Source organism: Streptomyces sp. NPDC007162 (assembly GCF_040634175.1).
GTDB lineage: Bacteria > Actinomycetota > Actinomycetes > Streptomycetales > Streptomycetaceae > Streptomyces.
This window is the reverse complement of sequence record NZ_JBEYFC010001013.1, coordinates 1-1,334: the sequence shown is the minus strand read 5'-3', so window position 1 is coordinate 1,334 and position 1,334 is coordinate 1. Positions and strand designations below refer to the sequence as shown.

At 75.6% G+C, this 1,334-nt stretch carries 2 protein-coding genes; one reads left to right on the top strand and one right to left on the bottom strand.

Translation table 11 applies throughout. From position 1 onward, the window contains the following. Positions 1–272: 272 nt before the first annotated feature. Complete coding sequence (locus tag ABZ646_RS46755) at positions 273–1,145, bottom strand: PhzF family phenazine biosynthesis isomerase (protein WP_360533924.1); 873 nt, start codon at positions 1,143–1,145, stop codon at positions 273–275. A gap of 28 nt (positions 1,146–1,173) precedes the next feature. Here ABZ646_RS46755 and ABZ646_RS46750 point away from each other — a divergent pair, with 28 nt between their 5' ends. Beyond that, complete coding sequence (locus tag ABZ646_RS46750; protein WP_360533921.1) at positions 1,174–1,332, top strand: hypothetical protein; 159 nt, start codon at positions 1,174–1,176, stop codon at positions 1,330–1,332. The last annotated feature ends 2 nt before the right edge of the window (positions 1,333–1,334 follow it).

The following is a 1,334-nucleotide window of genomic DNA, read 5'->3' as shown; positions in this document are numbered from 1 at the left end:
GGTTCGTCGGCCGACGTTGACTCCGCGGCCACCTTTCGGGGAGCCGTCCGCCGCCGGCGCAGGGCGGGGTTGCGGTGTCCCCGAACGCCACGGCGGTCGTCCCGCACGTGGACGGCCAGGACGTGTTCGCGCTGCCGCACGGCGGTTGCGGGGGCTGTGCGGCGGGACCGTCGCGCTGGTCGCCCCGAACGCCGGCCACGCGCCGGCCCCCACCGTGCGGATCGGCCGGCAGATCGAGGAGGTCGGGGGCCGGGTGCCCGTCGCCGAACTGCTCATGTGCCAGAGTCGCGGACCACCGCCAACCCGCCGACCCGGGTCGCGATGCCCGTCCGTCCGCGTCGTGCCGAAGCGAGCACGCTGGCCGGTCGACCGAGGATGTCGCCCTGCTCCACCTCGATCGCGATCGTCTGCGCCCCTGCCGTGTCGAGCAGGTGGGCGGCCAGGCAGCCGGTGCTGTTGGCGTTGGCGACGTCCTCGTCGACACCGATCGTCGGCGCGAACATCCGTGCCGCACCCGGTCTTTCACCCACCGGTGGTACGTACACGAAACAGCCGAGAAGCCCGTACCGCCTGCACACCTCTGCCAGCCTGCCGAGGTGGGGGCGGACTCGGAGCAGCGCCGAGCGGTCGTGGACCGGTACCAGCATGCGCGGTGCGCCGGGCGAGGCGATCCGTGGCACGCCGATCGGATGAGGACCGTCCGCGGTGAGCCCGAGCGCGGCGACGACCGCGGCGCGCTCGTCCGGTGCCGGGTGGCGCAGCGCGACGAGGCCCTGGTCGAACCACACCTCGATGCCGGCGGGGCGGCGGATCGCGAGGGTCTCGAACGTGCGTCCGCCGGTGTGCTGGCGGTCGTTCAGCTCGCCCAGCGCGGTGCGGGTCAACCGGGCGGCCTGCACGGCGACGGTGCCGTGGCCGCAGCCGGACAGCTCGGCGGTGGCGGTGAAGAACCGGACGGGCCGGCCACCGTCCGGCGTCCGCCCCGGGCCGAGGAACGCCGCGTGCGAGGTGCCGGCCGCGGCGGCGACCGCACGCCGGTCCGCGTCCGTCGCCGCCGGGGCGTCGTCGGTGACGGCTGTGGGGCTGCCGCCCCGGCCGTCGCGCCGCACGCACGCGTCGACCACCGTGACATCCGGCCAGGACATCGGCCCCCCTCTGACGCTCGACGAACCAGTGACCGCGAACGGCGTCCGCCGGCGGCCGGACCTCGCCGCGACGGCCGACCGAACGCGTCCCGGCTCGTACCCGTCTGTCGACGCCGTGCACAGCGCGACCGCCCTCGACGCGATGAGCCGCTCGGCCGCGCGGGGCACCTGGGAGAACGTCGGATGAGC